This window comes from Streptomyces sp. NPDC029164 (genome assembly GCF_055563995.1).
Genome location: NZ_JBVHWW010000002.1, coordinates 266,957 through 282,993, shown reverse-complemented (window position 1 = coordinate 282,993; position 16,037 = coordinate 266,957). Strand labels below are relative to the sequence as shown.

At 73.2% G+C, this 16,037-nt stretch carries 19 protein-coding genes; 14 read left to right on the top strand and 5 right to left on the bottom strand.

Annotation, left to right across the window (positions count from 1 at the left end; genetic code table 11):
• Positions 1 to 363: 363 nt before the first annotated feature.
• Positions 364 to 1,392, bottom strand: coding sequence for an alpha/beta hydrolase family protein (locus ACZ4VT_RS03850; protein ID WP_467946296.1), 1,029 nt, complete (start codon positions 1,390 to 1,392; stop codon positions 364 to 366).
• Positions 1,393 to 1,517: 125 nt separating this feature from the next.
• On the opposite strand from ACZ4VT_RS03850, the gene ACZ4VT_RS03845 reads away from it, so the two are divergent.
• From ACZ4VT_RS03845 to pucL, 4 genes are all read left to right on the top strand, one after another.
• Positions 1,518 to 2,108, top strand: coding sequence for a GNAT family N-acetyltransferase (locus tag ACZ4VT_RS03845; protein ID WP_467946294.1), 591 nt, complete (start codon positions 1,518 to 1,520; stop codon positions 2,106 to 2,108).
• Complete coding sequence (locus ACZ4VT_RS03840) at positions 2,105 to 3,031, top strand: PaaX family transcriptional regulator C-terminal domain-containing protein (protein WP_467946292.1); 927 nt, start codon at positions 2,105 to 2,107, stop codon at positions 3,029 to 3,031. Before ACZ4VT_RS03845 ends, ACZ4VT_RS03840 begins: the two co-directional genes overlap by 4 nt.
• Before the next feature lie 284 nt (positions 3,032 to 3,315).
• Positions 3,316 to 4,665 (top strand): aminotransferase class III-fold pyridoxal phosphate-dependent enzyme, encoded by a 1,350-nt coding sequence (locus ACZ4VT_RS03835; RefSeq protein WP_467946290.1) that lies wholly within the window; start codon positions 3,316 to 3,318, stop codon positions 4,663 to 4,665.
• 239 nt (positions 4,666 to 4,904) lie between these two features.
• Complete coding sequence (pucL, locus tag ACZ4VT_RS03830) at positions 4,905 to 5,849, top strand: factor-independent urate hydroxylase (protein WP_467946288.1); 945 nt, start codon at positions 4,905 to 4,907, stop codon at positions 5,847 to 5,849.
• 6 nt (positions 5,850 to 5,855) lie between these two features.
• Here the strand turns inward: pucL and ACZ4VT_RS03825 are convergent, their stop codons facing one another.
• Entirely contained in the window at positions 5,856 to 6,374 is a 519-nt protein-coding gene (locus ACZ4VT_RS03825) for a histidine phosphatase family protein (RefSeq protein WP_467946286.1), read from the bottom strand.
• Between the two features lie 189 nt (positions 6,375 to 6,563).
• On the opposite strand from ACZ4VT_RS03825, the gene ACZ4VT_RS03820 reads away from it, so the two are divergent.
• From ACZ4VT_RS03820 to ACZ4VT_RS03795, 6 genes are all read left to right on the top strand, one after another.
• A complete protein-coding gene (locus ACZ4VT_RS03820) occupies positions 6,564 to 6,779 on the top strand; it encodes a CbtB domain-containing protein (RefSeq protein ID WP_467946284.1) in 216 nt (71 codons plus the stop codon).
• A gap of 42 nt (positions 6,780 to 6,821) precedes the next feature.
• Positions 6,822 to 7,571 (top strand): CbtA family protein, encoded by a 750-nt coding sequence (locus ACZ4VT_RS03815; protein ID WP_467946282.1) that lies wholly within the window; start codon positions 6,822 to 6,824, stop codon positions 7,569 to 7,571.
• A 22-nt stretch (positions 7,572 to 7,593) separates the two neighbouring features.
• Positions 7,594 to 7,836, top strand: a complete 243-nt coding sequence (locus tag ACZ4VT_RS03810; RefSeq protein WP_362798970.1) for a hypothetical protein — start codon at positions 7,594 to 7,596, stop codon at positions 7,834 to 7,836.
• Positions 7,837 to 8,056: 220 nt separating this feature from the next.
• Positions 8,057 to 8,674, top strand: coding sequence for a class F sortase (locus tag ACZ4VT_RS03805; RefSeq protein WP_467946280.1), 618 nt, complete (start codon positions 8,057 to 8,059; stop codon positions 8,672 to 8,674).
• Between the two features lie 182 nt (positions 8,675 to 8,856).
• Positions 8,857 to 9,192 (top strand): hypothetical protein, encoded by a 336-nt coding sequence (locus ACZ4VT_RS03800; RefSeq protein ID WP_467946278.1) that lies wholly within the window; start codon positions 8,857 to 8,859, stop codon positions 9,190 to 9,192.
• 99 nt (positions 9,193 to 9,291) lie between these two features.
• On the top strand, positions 9,292 to 9,462 hold the full coding sequence (locus tag ACZ4VT_RS03795; RefSeq protein ID WP_467946276.1) for a hypothetical protein: 171 nt from the start codon (positions 9,292 to 9,294) through the stop codon (positions 9,460 to 9,462).
• Positions 9,463 to 9,546: 84 nt separating this feature from the next.
• On the opposite strand, the gene ACZ4VT_RS03790 is transcribed toward ACZ4VT_RS03795, so the two are convergent.
• The 3 genes from ACZ4VT_RS03790 to ACZ4VT_RS03780 all read right to left on the bottom strand — a co-directional run bounded on the left by ACZ4VT_RS03790 (position 9,547) and on the right by ACZ4VT_RS03780 (position 10,970).
• The gene (locus ACZ4VT_RS03790; RefSeq protein ID WP_467946274.1) at positions 9,547 to 9,954 is read right to left on the bottom strand and encodes a hypothetical protein; all 408 of its coding nucleotides are present in this window, start codon (positions 9,952 to 9,954) and stop codon (positions 9,547 to 9,549) included.
• Between the two features lie 66 nt (positions 9,955 to 10,020).
• Positions 10,021 to 10,419, bottom strand: coding sequence for a RidA family protein (locus ACZ4VT_RS03785; protein ID WP_467946272.1), 399 nt, complete (start codon positions 10,417 to 10,419; stop codon positions 10,021 to 10,023).
• A 77-nt stretch (positions 10,420 to 10,496) separates the two neighbouring features.
• A complete protein-coding gene (locus tag ACZ4VT_RS03780) occupies positions 10,497 to 10,970 on the bottom strand; it encodes an RrF2 family transcriptional regulator (protein ID WP_467946430.1) in 474 nt (157 codons plus the stop codon).
• 125 nt (positions 10,971 to 11,095) lie between these two features.
• On the opposite strand from ACZ4VT_RS03780, the gene ACZ4VT_RS03775 reads away from it, so the two are divergent.
• The 4 genes from ACZ4VT_RS03775 to ACZ4VT_RS03760 all read left to right on the top strand — a co-directional run bounded on the left by ACZ4VT_RS03775 (position 11,096) and on the right by ACZ4VT_RS03760 (position 16,019).
• The gene (locus ACZ4VT_RS03775) at positions 11,096 to 11,923 is read left to right on the top strand and encodes a hypothetical protein (RefSeq protein ID WP_467946271.1); all 828 of its coding nucleotides are present in this window, start codon (positions 11,096 to 11,098) and stop codon (positions 11,921 to 11,923) included.
• An 80-nt stretch (positions 11,924 to 12,003) separates the two neighbouring features.
• Positions 12,004 to 13,998 (top strand): FUSC family protein, encoded by a 1,995-nt coding sequence (locus tag ACZ4VT_RS03770; RefSeq protein ID WP_467946269.1) that lies wholly within the window; start codon positions 12,004 to 12,006, stop codon positions 13,996 to 13,998.
• Between the two features lie 63 nt (positions 13,999 to 14,061).
• Positions 14,062 to 14,763, top strand: a complete 702-nt coding sequence (locus ACZ4VT_RS03765; RefSeq protein ID WP_467946268.1) for a hypothetical protein — start codon at positions 14,062 to 14,064, stop codon at positions 14,761 to 14,763.
• Complete coding sequence (locus tag ACZ4VT_RS03760) at positions 14,751 to 16,019, top strand: sensor histidine kinase (protein ID WP_467946266.1); 1,269 nt, start codon at positions 14,751 to 14,753, stop codon at positions 16,017 to 16,019. Before ACZ4VT_RS03765 ends, ACZ4VT_RS03760 begins: the two co-directional genes overlap by 13 nt.
• The last annotated feature ends 18 nt before the right edge of the window (positions 16,020 to 16,037 follow it).

Here is a 16,037-nt window from a genome sequence, read left to right as displayed (position 1 = left end):
TCTTGGAAACGAAAGACATGTTCTCCCCCAGATACTGATTCCGCGATCCCCGATTGCACTGCCGGAGCCGCGCGGACTAAAGTGTCGCTAAAGCGCCTGCGCCCCACCCTGATTGGTCGCGCCAGGCCGAAGCGACATCCAGTAGATCATCACCAACTGCCGCCATTTCGGGCCTATCCGGCAATCGCCGATAACGAAATGGCAATATCGGCAGGGCAAGTCGCACAATGTCGGCATGCGGTTCTCGATGCCGGGGCCCTGGCGGTACGGGCCCTGGCCCGGTACCCCGACACCGCCGCGCGGGTCCTGCGCCGGTGACCCGGCTCTCGGAGCTGCGGATGGCGTTCCTGGAGGACGACCCTTTCAGCTCCGCGGCAGCTCCTGGAGGAAGCGCTGCTGGTCGGCGAGGAGGCCGGGCGGGAAGAGGGCGCGCGGGGCGAACACGGCCGTCAGGGTCAGCCGCCAGGAGGAGCGCTCGACCGGGGTCCGGAGCAGGGAGTGGGCCGCCCCCGGATAGCGGCGGACCGTGAGCGTGCCGGGCGCGAGCAGGCTCCGGTACACGGCCTCGGTCTCGGCACCGTCCACGTTCAGGTCGTCGGCGCCGGAGATCAGCAGCACGGGGACGGCTCCCGCGGCCCGCATCGCCCGCAGGTCGGCGGTCGCGTCCGCGGTGTGGTTGCGGCTGATGAACGACCAGCGCTCCGCCGTGAGTTCCCGGTCGGCGCCCGGGCTCGCGCGGTACTCCACGTACGTGGCTCCGCGCCGCAGCAGCGCCAGGTTGTCCTCCCGGGTGCGCAGGGCGGCCGCCGTGCGCCCGGCGTCGGCCCCGGCGGCGCGGAGCTCGGCCCGCAGGTTGTACTCGCCCTGGCGCTCCCAGTTCACGGCGGTGCCGACGGCGATGACGAAGCGCACCCCGGGCGCCGGGGCCCGCGCGACCACCTTGGGCATGACCCACCCGGCCTGGCTGGCGCCCCACAGGCCGATGCGTCCGGCGTCGATCTCGGGCCGGGTACGGGCCGCCCAGGTGAGCGCGTCGGTGGTCTCGCGGGCCCGGTCGTCCATGCTCTGGCCGAGCCAGTCGGCGGGCTTGTCGAGGGAGAGGGAGGCGTATCCGGCCTTGGCGAAGGCCTCCCAGTAGGGGCGGTAGAAACCGTCGTGGGTGGCGTCGACCTCGCCGTCGCCGTGCACGAGGACGACGAGCGGGAAGGGGCCGGGCCCCCTGCCGACGGGGGTGGCGAGCACGCCGGGCAGGTCGTGGCCGGCGGCGGGAACGGTGACGCGCTCCTCGTGGAGGCCGTAGTCGTGCTGCCAGAGGACGAGGCCGGCGAGGCCCCCCGCGAGCAGGGCGGTGGCCAGGAGGAGCAGCAGGGCGGTGCGGAGCGTGCGGGACATGGGGCTCCTTCTCGAATTCGTCGATCCGTCGATCCGTCGACCCGTCGATCCGTCGATCCACGGCTTCGTGAAACTATCAACTCCGAAACGATCGTAGCGTGGATGAACGTATTAGACTCGTGCGTATGACGACATTGCTGCGCGGGGTGCCCGAGGGCGCCGAGGAGCGGGTGGCCGAGCTGTACTGGGAGGCCTTCGGCGGGAAGCTGGGCGCCGCCCTCGGCCCGGCGGAGGCCGGGCGGCGGCTCATCGCGAAGCACCTGCACCGGGACCGGGCCGTGACGGCCCGGTCGGACGAGGACGGCCGGGTGGTCGGCGTGGCGGGCTACCAGCTGGCCGGGCGCGGCCTGGTCGGCGGCGACGCGGCCGCGGTCAGAGCGGCGTACGGGCCCGTACGGGGCCTGTGGCGGGTCTTCCTGCTGGCCCTGCTGGAGCGCACCCCGGCCCGCGGCGAGCTGGTCATGGACGGCATCGCCGTGGACCGGGCCGAGCGGAGCCGGGGCATCGGCGGCCTGCTGCTGCGGGAGGTCGAGGCGATCACCGTGGAGCAGGGGTGCCGGCGGATCCGGCTGGACGTGGTCGCGGAGAACCCGCGGGCGCGGGCCCTGTACGAACGGCACGGTTTCCGGGCGGTACGGGTGCAGCGCACGCCCTGGCTGCGCGACGTGCTCGGATTCGGGGGCGTGACGACGATGCACAAGGCGGTGACGCGGTGAGCGGTACGGATGCGGCCGGCGGGATCCCGACGCGGATGGTCGTGCACGCGCTGGTCCGGGAGGACGGGACGGTCGCGGGCGGCGAGCTGTACGAGGTCGCAGGGCTGCTCGGGATGACCGACCAGCAGGTGCGGCTGTGCGTGAAACGGCTGGTGGCCGAGGGCCGGTTCACGGTGGAGGGGCGCGGCCGGCGGGCCGTGCTGCGCCTGGTGGGGGCGGCCGGGCCGGGGCTGCCGCTCGTACCGGAGGTGGAGTTCGTCCGCCACGCGTACCGGCAGGACCGGGGGCTGGAGCCGTGGGACGGCGTCTGGCACGTCTTCGCGTTCGCCGTACCGGAATCCGCGCGGGCCGCACGGGACGCCCTGCGGGACGCGCTGACGGGCCTGGGGGCGACGCCCGTGCAGGGCGGCCTGTACGTCACGCCCAACGCCATCGGCCCGTACGTGCGGGCCCGGGCGGCGGAGCTGGGTCTGGCCGAGGCGCTGAGCTGCCTGAGCACGCGCGATCTGGCGGTGGGCGCCGCCGCGGATCCGCGGACCCTGGCGGTCCGCCTGTGGCCCCTGCCGGAGATCGCCGCCCGCTACGAGGCCCTGCACGCCCTGGCCACCGGGGGCGGGGCGGCCGGGGACGCGGCGGCCGGGGACGCGGCGCCAGGGTCGACGCGGGCCGTCGCCGTGCGACCTGCGGACGGGGCCGGGCCCGCGGACGGGGCGGTGGCGGGGCTGGCGCACGCCGTCGCGCTGGCCGCGGCCTTCTCCGCCGCGATGGTTCCGGATCCGCTGCTCCCGCCGGAGCTGCTGCCGCGGCCGTGGGCGGGGGCGACGGCCCGCGCGGCGGCCGCCACGGCCTGGGACCGGCTCGCCGCCGCCGCTCCGGCCGACGGCCCGCGGCTGTTCCGCCTGTACGCCGAAGCCCTGTCCTGACCTGGCCGGGCGCCGGTTGGCCGCGCCGCTCGGGCGGGGGCGGGTGGTGGGCCGGCCGCGCCGGGGTCGGGCGCGCGCCGGGGCGTCTCCGCGGACGCCGGACGTGACGAGGAGCCGGAGGGCCGGGGCACCTTGCGTTCGACGCCCTGCGGGGATCACCCCGACACACACATCCGACCCCGCCACAACGAGCGGGCCGCAGGCCTGGGGCTTGCCGAGCGCCACGCAGTGGACACCGTGGGCGACCCCCGCGTGTCCACATCCCGGACAACTACGCTCGTTTCATGAACGCAGAAGCCGACGCCCTCGCCACCGTGAAAGACGCTGACCGGAAGCATGTCTTCCACTCCTGGTCGGCGCAGGAGCTCATCGACCCGCTCGCCGTCGCCGGCGCCGAGGGGTCGTACTTCTGGGACTACCAGGGCAACCGCTACCTCGACTTCTCCAGCGCCCTCGTCTACACCAACATCGGCTACCAGCACCCCAAGGTCACCGCGGCCATCCAGGAGCAGGCGGCCAAGCTGTGCACCGTCGCGCCCGGCTTCGCCGTCGACGTGCGTTCCGAGGCGGCCCGGCTGATCGCCGAGCGCACCCCGGGCGACCTCGACAAGATCTTCTTCACCAACGCCGGGGCCGAGGCCGTGGAGAACGCCGTCCGCATGGCCCGGCTGCACACCGGCCGGCCCAAGGTCCTGTCCGCGTACCGCTCCTACCACGGCGCCACCTCCACCGCGATCAACCTGACCGGAGACGCCCGCCGCTTCGGCAACGACTCCGCGACCGCCGGCGTCGTGCACTTCTGGGGGCCCTTCGCCTACCGCTCGCCCTTCTACGCGGCCACGGAGGCCGAGGAGTGCGAGCGGGCCCTGCGTCACCTGGAGGACACCATCGTCTTCGAGGGCCCGCAGTCCATCGCCGCGATCATCCTGGAGACCGTCGGCGGCGCCCCGGGCGTCCTCGTGCACCCCGACGGCTACCTGGCCGGCGTGCGCGAGCTCTGCGACCGCTTCGGCATCGTCTTCGTCCTCGACGAGATCATGGTCGGCTTCGGGCGCACCGGCCGGTGGTTCGCCTCCGAGCACTGGGACGTGCGCCCCGACCTGATCTGCTTCGCCAAGGGCGTGACCAGCGGCTACGTACCGCTCGGCGGCGTCGCGATCTCGGCCGCCATCGCCGAGACCTTCGCCCGACGGCCCTACCCGGGCGGGCTGACCTACTCCGGGCACGTGCTGGCCTGCGCCGCCGCCGTCGCGACGATCAACGTCATGGAGGAGGAGGACATCGTCGAGCGGTCCGCCCGCACCGGTGCGGAGCTGCTCGGCCCCGGCCTGCGCGCGCTGGCCGAGCGGCACCCGTCGGTCGGCGAGGTCCGCGGCCTCGGCACCTTCTGGGCCCTGGAGCTCGTACGGAACCGGGAGACGCGCGAGCCGCTGGTCCCGTACAACGCCGCCGGGGCGGACAACGCTCCGATGGCCGAGTTCGCCGCCGCCTGCAAGAAGGGCGGGCTCTGGCCGCTCGTCGCCGGCAACCGCATCCACGTCGCACCGGCCTGCAACATCTCGGCGCAGGACGTGGCCAAGGGGCTGGAGATCCTCGACCAAGCCCTCTCGGTGGCCGACGCGCACACGGTCTGACCTGGCGAAACATACGGTCGCCCAACCCGTGGGTGCCTGTCTTGGATGTTCCGCGCCATTACGAACACCACGTGAACGTGCTGAAATCCGAACAGAGCACCTACGGACCGGGATGCACGTCAGTCCCGGGGCGGTCCTCCGTGACCGAACGGCGGGGAGCGGGCCTTCCGCTGGACGCCGGGCGTACGGGATCCAGTCAGCACGTCAGCCGGACTCCGTGTACCCGAAGGAAGACAGCCATGAGCAAGCACGTCCTGGCACAGAACCAGTACGGCAAGGCCGAGAACCGCATCGTCAAGGTCACCCGCAAGGGCCGTGGGGGCACCTCCCAGACGGAGTCTGGGGGAGGTTCCTGGCACGAGATCCGCGACCTCAACGTCTCGGTCGCGCTCCGCGGCGAGTTCCGCGACGTCCACCTCACCGGCAACAACGCCAACTGCCTGCCGACCGACACCACCAAGAACACGGTGTACGCCTTCGGCAAGGAGCACGGCATCGACTCCCCCGAGGCCTTCGGCATCCTGCTCGCCAAGCACTTCGTCTCCTCGCAGCAGCCGATCCGCGAGGCGCAGATCCGCATCGAGGAGTACGTGTGGGACCGCATTCCGGTCCCGACGCGCAAGGAGCAGCACTCCTTCGTCCGCAAGGGCCAGGAGGTGCGCACCGCGCAGATCACCTACAGCGAGACCACGGGCCTGCAGGTCATCTCCGGTCTGAAGGACCTGACGGTGATGAACTCGACCAACTCCGAGTTCCACGGCTACATCAAGGACAAGTACACGACCCTCCAGGAGGCGTACGACCGCATCCTGGCGACCAAGGTCACCGCGCGCTGGGCGCACTCGGCGCTGGCCGCCGACGACGCCTCGTACGACTGGGACCAGTCGTACAAGAAGGTCCGCAAGAACATGCTGGAAGCCTTCGCGGAGACGTACTCGTACTCGCTGCAGCAGACCCTGAACCAGATGGCCGAGCGCGTGCTCGACAACTGCCCCAGGGTCAACGAGGTGCGGCTGAACCTCCCCAACAAGCACCACTTCCTCGTCGACCTGGAGCCCTTCGGCCTCAAGAACGACAACGAGGTCTACTTCGCGGCGGACCGGATGTACGGCCTCATCGAGGGCACCGTGCACCGCGACGGCGTGCAGCCGGTGATCGCGACGTCCGACTGGATCGTCGCGTAACGCCGGTCAGGACGGCGTGCTCGGCCCGGACCGCGTCGCGGGGTCCGGGCCGAACTGCTGCGGCGGCCCCTGATCGGCGTCCTCCGGCCGGCCCACGAGGAGGTTCCAGCGTCCCGCCCGGCCGGTGAGGGTGGTCACCGACTCCGGCCGTACGTCCAGCCGCCAGAAGACCGGCGCCGGCAGCTCCAGGGCGTACACCACGGCCGCCCGTACGACGGCCTGCTCGACCGCCATCCGGTGGGTGCCCGGGGCCAGCCCGGCCAGCTCCGCCCCGACGCGCGCGATCAGCCCGTCCACGGACTCCCCGCCCGGGGGCGCGTACCCGGGGTCCGTCATCCAGGCGTGCAGGGCCCCCGGTTCCGCGGCCGCCACCTCGTCCAGGGTGCGCCCCGCCCACTCCCCCGCGTCCAGGCCCCGCAGCCCCTCGTACCCGGGGCAGGGCCGCGCGTGACCGAAGCGGCCCTGGCGGGCGTCCGTGTCCAGTGGGAGCCTCGAAAGACGGACACGTATCAACGGGGTCTTCATAAGGGGAGCGTAGGCGCGGTACGGTCCGGACGACACAACTGAATGACGACGGTCCGACGGAAGCACCGGTGAGAATCCGGCACGGTCGCGCCACTGTGAAACCTCCCGGAGGGGGAGGCGAGTCAGACCCGTCACCGTCGTCGAGAGCACCACTGACCGGGACGCGTGTTTCCCCCTGGAGGTTCTGCCATGGCCCACTCCGCCGTGCCCACGACGAACGCCCCCGCCCTTGCCCCCATCTCGCTCTCCGCACTGGCCCCCTGGGCCGTGTTCGCCGGGGCCCTGATGCTGGTCCTGCTCTACTTCGTCGGCGCCGAGCAGGGCGCCACCGCGGTCTTCCAAGGAGAGACGATCCACGAGTGGTTCCACGACGGACGCCACCTCCTCGGGTTCCCCTGCCACTGATTCCCCTGCCACTGACCTCCGTCTCCGCAAGGGAACCGAACCATGAACGTTTCCCCCCGCACGCTGCTCGTCCGGGGCATGCTCGCCGGTCTGCTGGCCGGCGCCGTCGCCTTCCTCGTCGCGTACCTCCTCGGTGAATCCAAGGTGGACGCGGCGATCGCCATCGAGGAGGCCGCCCCGGCCGGACACGACCACGGCGAGGAGGCACCGGTCAGCCGGGCCCTCCAGGCCACGGCCGGCCTCGGCACCGGCGTCCTGCTGTACGGAGTCGCGCTCGGCGGCATCGCCGCGCTCGTCTACTGCTACGCGCTGGGCCGCATCGGCCGCTTCGGCCCGCGGGCCACGGCCGCGCTGGTCACCGCGGCCCTGTTCGTCACCGTCACCCTGGTGCCGTTCCTCAAGTACCCCGCCAATCCCCCCGCCGTCGGCGACCCGGAGACCGCCGGGCGGCGAACCGCGCTCTACCTGCTGATGATCGCCCTGAGCGCGCTGCTGGCGGCGGGCGCGCTGATCCTCGGCCGGCGGCTCGCGCCCAAGCTCGGCAACTGGAACGCGTCGATCGCCGCCGGTGCGTTCCTCGTCCTCGCCATCGGCGTCTCGTACGCCCTCCTGCCCGGCATCAACGAGGTCCCGGCGGGCTTCCCGGCCGCGTTGATCTGGGACTTCCGCCTCGCGTCCCTGGCCATCCAGACCACCCTGTGGACGACTTTCGGCCTGGCCTTCGGCTATCTAGCCGAACGGGCCCTTGCGCCCGCCTCTGCCCCCAAGGAGGCTGTGCAGCCGACAAGTTGACGATGAGGGGGGCCGGTAGCACATGCCGACGGCGATCAGGGAATGGCGAGGCTGGACGGGCGCCGCCCCGTTCTGGCTCAACTCGTTCCTGCTGCTCCTGGCCCCCTGCTGCGCCGTCACGCTGTTCGGCCAGATCGGCGTCATCGCCGCTCTGGCCGCCCTCGGCGGCCTGGCCCGCCACCTCTGGTACGGCGACTACGGCCACCCGGCTGTGCACCTCGCCGCCGTGGCGATGGGCGCGGGCACGGCCGCCGTCGTCATGTGAGACCCCGGCGCCACCTTCGGCATCACCCTTTCGGGCGCATCACCCACGGGCGCGGGAAGGGGCGCGGGCATGCGGTGCGAGCTGCGGAAACGCAGGCGCCCCGGGTCGACACGCCCGTGACGGTCTGTCAGTCCACCGCGTTTCACCCGGTGCCGACGGGCACAGGAGGTGTCCACTGCTCACATGACCCGGCCGCACGTGCCGGACAGGAGGGATTCCCATGCCCCGCGCCCAGTGGGTCGTCGCCTCGCTGACGGTGGCTCTGCTGTCCACCGGCATCGTGGTGTTGCAACGGACCGAGGGCGCCAAGCCCGCCGCCGTGACCACCGACGACGCACTGCCCTCGCGGGCGCTGGGACTGTCCGGGCACCGCCGGCTCGTGCGGGAGCTGGAACAGTCCGGGCAGTCCGGGCAATCCGGGCAGCACACCCCCGGCCGGGGGGAGCGGTCGCCGAGGACCGCCGCCGGACCGCTGCGGACGGTCACGGGACCCCTGCGGACCGCGCGGCCGCTGCGGTTGCGCATCCCCAGCCTGGGCGTCGACGTGTCCCTCACCGGCGACCACGACGAGGCCGTCTGGGACACCGACGGTCCCGCGCCCGGGGCGGCCGGGACGGCCGTGGTCACCGCGGAGGGGCTGCGCCTGGGCGAGCTGCGGCGCGGCCGGACCATCGAGATCCCGCGCGCGGACAGCCGTACGGCCGTGTTCACCGTCGTACGGGTCTCTCCCGGCGGAGCCGTGGCCCGGGAGGATCCGGCCGGGCGTCCCCAACTGCGGCTGCTCGGCGGCGAGACCGCCGTACTGGCCCGGCTGACCGGGCAGCGCCGCACCCACTGACCTGACCCTGTAACTCCTCGGTCCGGCGCGGCCCGCGCCCCCAACCCGCCCGCCCCCCACGGCCGTTTGTCAGCCGTGAGGGGTGTCTTCGTCCCCCGGTCGGGGGCTTCTTGGGACCGGCCGGGGAGTCGTCCGGCGTGGCGGGGCACACCCCTCGCATGAGCGGGAGTCAATGCACACGTTTGGCACTGACCCGGGCCCTGACCGCGGCCTGTGTCGTGCTGCTGTGCGTGTTCGGCGCCGGCCCGGCCGGCGCCGCGGCCGCCGAGTCCCGGCCCGCCTCCACGGCGCCCTCCGAGCCCGGCGAACCGGGCGAGGGCCAGTCCGATCCGGCCGCCGACCCCGAGGCACGGGCGGCCGTACGGACCACCGCGCGCGGGCTGCCCGGCGTACGGCGGGCGACCCTCTCGGTGTTTCACGTGAAACAACCGGACGCGCCGCCGTGCGGGCCGGCCGCGGAGACGGCCGAACCGGCCCTGTCCCTGCGGACGGTGCGGAGTGTGGTTCTGCGCTGCTGAGCCGGCCGAGAAGGTGTCCGCCCTTGCGGCAGGACATCCCCGGGACACCCCCGGTCACCGCGCAGCCCCCACACCCCCTGAGCACCGTGAGGTTCCGCCATGCCCATCGACCCGTACGCCGCACTGAACGCCATGCTCCGCGCCGAGGTCACGCGATTCACCCCGCCGGTCCGCAAGGCCGAGCCGACCGAGCCACCGAAGGCCGAGGCCATGGCCGCCGAGTCCGAGAGTGAACCGCAGCAGACGGCCACCGCCGACTCGGCCGCGTAGGGGCGACCCGAGGCGCCCGCAGGACCGTGTGGTCCTGCGGGCGCCTCGGTCCAGGCGCTGCTCCGTATCTCGGGTCCACGCCCGTCAGTTCTCGCGCTGGTAGTAGCGGTAGAACGCCGCCAGGCCTACGCCGAGGCCGACGAAGAGGCCCGTCACGGTGGCGCGGAGCACGGAGCAGTTGGTGAGGCTGTGCAGATAGCCCGCGGCGATGCCGAGGAAGACGCCGTACGAGGCGGCGTGGACCTCGCGCCTGAGGCGGGGGCCGATCCGGGCCAGGGCGAACATGATCCCGGCGAACAGTACGCCGCACAGGATCCCGTAGAAGACGTTGCCCGCGTCGACCGGACCCATCTGGCGCTGGATGAAGGCGGCCCATACGCCGTACACGAGTCCGGCGAGCAGGGGTCGCACGTAGGCGCTCTTGCTCAGGTGGGCCATGTCCGCCGACTGCCCGGGCTGCCGCCTGCGGGCGGTGGGTGCCGCATGTGCCATGACGGGCTCCTCTCTCCCATCATCCAGGGCACACCCGCCACACCGGGCCGGCAAGTGGATCAACGGTCAGTGCGTGCGCACCGCCACGGCGTCGATCTCGAAGAGCATGCCGGGCAGGGCCAGTGAGGCCACCCCGATCAGGGTCTGGGCGGGCAGCTCGGTGCCCCAGGTGGCGTGCAGCTGCTTGAGGAGGACCTCCAGCCTCGACTGGTCGTGGCCGACGATGTAGGTGCCGATGCGGACGACGTCGGCGGGGCCCAGGCCGACGGCCTCAAGGGCGGTCCGGAGGTTGGCGAGGGCCCGCTCGACCTGGTCGGCGAAGTCCTCTGAGACGACGTGGCCGCTCTCGTCGGAGCCGTACTGGCCGGCTATGAAAACCTGCTCGCCGGAGGCGGAGACGATGTGGCTGTAGCCGTAGTCGGTCGGGGTGTGGAGTCCTGCCGGGTTGATGATGCTGCGCGTCATGCCGAGCTCCCTGTTTCCGTTTTCGTTTTCCGTTTCCGTTTCCGAACGTGCGGTGCGGTGGGCGCGGTGCGGTCTCGCTACTGCGTGGCGAGCCAGGCGCGGAGCCGGGCCGGGGCCCCGGGGGCCTGCCGTTCGGCCTGCTGCCGGATCTCGTCGAGGTTCTGGGCGGCCAGCTCCCTGCGCCAGGCCAGTTCGGCCCGGGTCATGGCGTGCGCGATGGCGCAGTCGGCGGCATCGGCCGCCGGGGCGCCGGCGCCGGGACCCTGCTGCCGGATCTCCGCGCACCGGAAGGCCTCGTCGGGCCCCTCGACGGCGGCGACCACGTCCATGAGCGAGATGGCGGCGAGCGGGCGGGCCAGCTTGAAGCCGCCCCGGGGGCCGGGGGAGGAGGTGACGATGCCCGCCCGGGCCAGCGCCTGCAGCTGCTTGTTGAGGTAGGCGGCGGGCAGGTCGTGCCACGCGGCCAGCCGGGCCGCCGAGACGGACCGGTCCGGGCCGCTCCAGGCCAGGTTGACGCAGCTGTGCAGCGCCCACTCGACGCCCTCGCCCATCTTCATATCCTGGATATTAGATATCCAGATCACTGAAGGCAAGGGCGCGGCGCCGCGGGACGGCCCACCCCCCAACCGCAGCAACACCGCTCGCGTCCCGGCCCGCGCCCGCTTTCCCTGGTGAGGTGCGCACCATCCTGTCGGCGGTACTGATCGCGCTCGTGGCCCTCCTGGTGCCCGCGAGCGCCGTCGCGTACTGGGCGGACGACGAGCTCGGCAACGCCGACCGCTACACCGCCGCCATGTCCCCCCTCGCCGCGAACCCCGCCGTCCAGGAAGTCGTCGTCACCCAGGTCACCCGCGCCCTCGCCGGGCAGATCGACGCGGGCCCCTTCCAGATGGGGGTGGACGCGCTGCTGGGCGAGGCCCTGCATTCCTTCGCCGGCACCCCCGCCTACCAGACGGCCTGGGACGCGGCCAACCGCGCCGCCCACGCCGCCTTCCTCGACGCGCTCACCACCGGCCACGGCGACGCCCTCACCATCGACCTCGCGCCCGTCATAGCGCAGGTCAAGGGCGAACTCGTCGAGGGCGGCGTGCCCTTCGCCGACCGCATCCCCGTGACGCACCTGTCCGTGAAGGTCATGGAGTACGACAACCTCGCCGCCCTCCGGGAGGGTTTCCACATGCTGCAGATCGCCGGCGTCTGGCTGCCCGTGCTGACCCTGGTCCTGGCCGCGGCCGCCATCGCGGTCGCCGTCCACCGCAGGCGCGCCGTCATGGCCACCGGACTCGGGCTCGCGGTCGGGGCGGGGCTGCTGTGGCTCACGGTGGAGGTGTGCCGCCGGCTCACCCTGGACGACCTGCCCGCCGACATCGACCGGCCCGCCGCCGGAGCCGTGTACGACGCCCTCACCTCGTTCCTGCGCACCACCGCCTGGGTGGTGCTGGTGATCGGGCTCACCGCCGCACTGGCCGCATGGGTGACGGGCCGACTGCGCCGCACCCCATAAGCTCGGAAGGTACCAACACGCGCAGAACGACGCAGAAGAACCCAGAAGAACCGATTCGCGAGCGGCGGCACGGAAGCGGGATGAGCACCGAACGCACCGAACACATAGCGTCGCGGCGAGCCCGGCACCATCCGCTCGCTCCGCCCGACTGGCTGCTCAACGGGCTGAAGCCCAGTTCCGCCCCGATCCCCTGGGCCGCCGTGGCGCGCGCCGCCGTCGCCCTGGCCACCCCGCTCGCCGTCGGCTTCGCCCTGGACGAGCCCGAATACGGGGCGCTCGCCTCCATGGGCGCCCTCGCCGGAGTCATCGGCGACACCGCCGACGCCTACCGGATGCGGGTCCTGAACATCGCCGTCCCGCAGCTCTTCGGCGCCGTCGGCGTGGCCCTGGGCACCCTGGTCTACGGACACGGCTGGCTGGCCGTCGGCGCCCTCACCCTGATCGCCCTGGTCTCCGGGATGATCTCCTCCATCGGCACGGTCGCCTCCGTGTCCGGTCTGCTGCTCCTGCTCAACGCCGTCATCGGCGCCGGACTCCCGCTCCCCGAACCCTGGTGGACGGCCCCGCTGCTGCTGGGCGCCGGCGGACTGTTCGTGCTCGCGCTGACCCTGCTGGGCTGGCCGCTGCGCGGCCGGCAGCCGGAGCGCACCGCCGTGGCCGACACCTACCGGGCGCTGGCCACCGCCCTGGAGGCCGCCGGCGGCCCCGGCACCCTCTACGACGAACGCCGCCAGCAAGTCACCCAGGCCATCAACCACGCCTACGACCTCGTGCTCGGCCGCCGGGCCCGGGTGCACGGGCGCAGCCCCTCGCTCGTGCGGATGCTGGCCCAGCTCAACGTGGTGATCCCGCTGGTGGAGGCCGCGCCCGCCGCACACCTGCGCGGCAGGCCGCTGCCGCCCGAGATCCCGGCGGCCGTACGGGACCTGGCCGACGCCATCGAGGAGGGCCGCACCGGAACCCCGGTACTGGAACTGCCCGCCGCGCACACCCCGGCCGAACGGGCCGTCGACGCGGCCCTGCGCCATGCCGCGAAGATCGTCTACCTCGCCGCACCGGACCTGCACAACGTGGACGACCGCCTCGGCCGGCCCGCCGCCCTGCGCGTGCGGGCCCGGCGGGCGGTGCGCGACATGATGTTCTCCGAGGCCTCCTGGCGGTACGGGCTGCGGCTCGCGCTGTGCATCGGGCTCGCGCAGTCACTCGTCTCGGTGATCGAGGTCGAGCGCTCCTACTGGGTCGCGCTGACCGTCACCTTCGTCCTCAAGCCCGACTTCGGCTCGGTGTTCTCCCGGGCCGTGCTGCGCGCGGTCGGCACCGCGGGCGGGCTCGTCATCGCGGCCGCCGTGCTCGCCGAGGTGCCGCGCGGCTGGTGGGACGTACCGGTGATCATGGTGCTCGCCGCGCTGATCCCCGCCTTCTCCGTCAAGGGGTACGCCTTCCAGACCGCCGCGATCACCCCGGTGATCCTGCTGCTCTCCGACCTCCTCAACCACCAGGGCTTCGACCTGATCCGCCCCCGGCTGCTGGACAGCCTGATCGGCTGCGCCATCACCCTGCTCGCGGGATACCTGCTGTGGCCCGAGAGCTGGCACACCCGGATCGGGGACCGGCTCGCCGACACCGTGGACGACGCCGCCCGCTACGTGGAACGGGCCTTCGCCCCGCTCCCGGACGAGGCCGCGCACGCGGCGGCGCGCACCGCCCGCCTCCAGGCCCGGCGGCGCATCTACCGCGACCTGTCGGGCGTGCGCAGCGAGTTCCAGCGGGCGCTGACCGAGCCGCCGCCGACGGGGGCGCGGGCCGCCGCCTGGTGGCCGCTGGTCGTCGCCGTCGAGCGGATCGTGGACGCGACCACCGCCGCGCGGGTCCGGGTCAACCACGGGGCGGCGCCGCCCGACCCGGGCGAGGTGGAGGAGATCGCCTCCCGGCTGCGCGAACTGGCCGAGCGGGTCCGCAGCAGCACCATTCCGGAACGCGTCGAGGCGGAGCCCCCGGGCGGGACGTCGAGCGTCCTGGCCCCCGTCCACCAGGAGGTCGCGGCGGCCCGCGCCATTGCCCAGCCTGAGCCCTGACCCCGGTCCCCCGGATGGGCCTGAGTCCGGGCCGGGAACCGCCCGCCGGGAGAGCATCGGAACATGCACCGCGCCCCGGCCGTGATCGTCCTCGCCGTCCTCCTGGCGGGGTGCGCCGATGTGGAGGGGCTGAAGAGCGAGGGCGACCTCGGCACGGTGCACGCACCGCTGAGCCTGTGGAAGGACGTCCGCCCCGACCCGCCGGAGCCGGACCAGAAGCCGGGGACGGCCGCCGTGGTGCCCGGGCTCCCCACGGTGGCGGGCCTCAGCATGCGCGGGGTGAACGCGCTGGGCGTCGTACGCGCCGACGTCACCTCCGCCACCGCACAGGACGGCGGGACCGGCCGGCTCGTCGACCCCCGGGCCGTCCAGCGGCTCGCGCTCTGTACACAGGCTGTGGACGGCGGCCCCGACTGCCCGGTGCGCCCTGCGGTCCTGCACGACCTGACGGGCAACGGCCGGGAGGAGTTGATCACCGCACTGGACATCGACGGCCGGCTCAGCGAACTGCGCGTCTACACGGTCCAGGACGACGGGAGGATCGCCCGGATCCTGTCCCGGCGGGCGGTGCTGGAAGGCGTGGAGGTGGCCGCCGAACACCTCGCGGTCCGCGAACCGACGTCGAACCCCACGTACGTCGCCGTCTCCGACTACGCGTGGGACCCCAAGGCCGGGATCATGAACCTCTCCCAGCTCACCCTCGACGACTGCCCGTCCCTCACCGGCGTCCCGCTCAGCCCGGACGGGCAGCGATGCACGCGCTGAGCAGCCTCCGCTGGAAGATCGCCCTGACCACCACGATGGTGTGCTGCATGGTCGCCGCCGTGCTGGGGATCCTGGTGCACAACGTGGTCGCCGAGCAGATCGTCGGCGCGGTCCGCAAGGACGCGGACACGGCCCTGGAGCACGCCCTCAGCCACTACGAGTACGGCACCACGCACGGCGACGTGAACATCGTCCTCGACCCGCCCCAGCTCCCCGGGCTGCTGCGGGAACTCGTCGCCCGCGGTGACACCGGCAGCATGGTCGGCGCATACGACGGCAAGCCCGTCATGTGGGCCGCCGCCCCCGCCGACAAGCAGGCACTCGCCGTCTGGATCCCGTTCCAGAGCACCCGCAGCCGACTGCGGGACATCGACACCGCGATCCTCGCCTCCGCCGCCCTCGCCGCCGGCGTGGTGGCGCTGGCCGGCCTCTTCCTCGCCGACCGGATCAGCCGGCGGCTCGCGACCACCGCCGCCGTGGCCCGCAGGATCAGCGCCGGGGACCTGGACGCCCGGGTGGGCTTCCCCACCCGGGCGGACGACCGACGGCAGGGCCGCCGCTCCCGGGACCGGGACGAGGTACGGGACGTGGCGCAGGCGCTGGACTCGATGGCCGGCTCGCTCCAGGACCGGCTGGAGGCGGAGAAGCGCTTCACCGCGGACGTCGCGCACGAGCTGCGCACCCCGCTCACCGGCTCGCTGGCCGCGGCGGCGCTGCTGCCCGAGGGCCGCCCCAAAGAGATGATCAACGACCGGCTGAAGGCCCTGCACCTGCTGACCGAGGACCTGCTGGAGATCTCCCGGCTGGACTCGGGCGTGGAACGGGCCGATCTGGCCCGGGTGGAACTCGGCCGGGCCGTGGAGCGGGCCGTCGCCGGGGCCGGGCCGACCGCCTCGGTGCGGGTGGTCCGGGACGCCGTGGTCCTCACCGACCGGCGACGGCTGGACCGGATCCTCGCCAACCTGCTGGCCAACGCCCACAAGCACGGCCGGCCGCCGGTCGAGGTGACCGTGGAGGGCCCGGTGGTGACGGTTCGCGACCACGGGCCCGGCTACCCGCCCGAGCTGATCGAGCAGGGCCCCCAGCGGTTCCGGACCGGAGACCCGGGCCGCGGACGCGGCCACGGGCTGGGGCTCACGATCGTGGCGGGACAGGCGGCGGTCCTGGAGATCACGCTGAGCTTCGCCAACGCGCCCGACGGGGGCGCGCTGACGACCCTCGCGCTTCCGGTCGGGCGGTTGCCGGACGGCAGTTGACCGGGCGGGCGGATGTTT